The 285-nt window shown below is 63.5% G+C and carries 1 pseudogene; it reads right to left on the bottom strand.

Annotated features, from left to right (window positions below):
- A pseudogene (locus VSR34_RS39060) lies at positions 1–285 on the bottom strand (IS21 family transposase); the annotation flags it as partial.

Raw genomic sequence — 285 nt, 5'->3', positions numbered from 1 at the left:
AGCGTTCGACGATCTGCACGCCGACTTCGACCTTCGCCTTATCCTTCGGCTTGCGAGGGCGCGCCGGCAGCATCGCGGTATCGTAATGGCTCACGAAGTCCTGCGTGGTCAGGCCGAGCGTGGGTTCGTAGCGGTCGGCGTTCGAGATCAGTGCCTTCGGGTTGTCGGGCACGAGCAACCTTGGCACGCCGCCATAGAACTCCATCGCGTCAATGAGGCCGCCGATCCAGTCGGGTGTCGCTTCCGAGCGCGTGGCGCTGGCATACGTGTAATTCGATGCGCCGA

This window comes from Paraburkholderia sp. JHI2823 (assembly GCF_038900695.1).
Lineage (GTDB): Bacteria > Pseudomonadota > Gammaproteobacteria > Burkholderiales > Burkholderiaceae > Paraburkholderia > Paraburkholderia mimosarum.
Note: the sequence above shows the minus strand (reverse complement) of the source record. Positions and strands in the feature narration are given on the sequence as shown.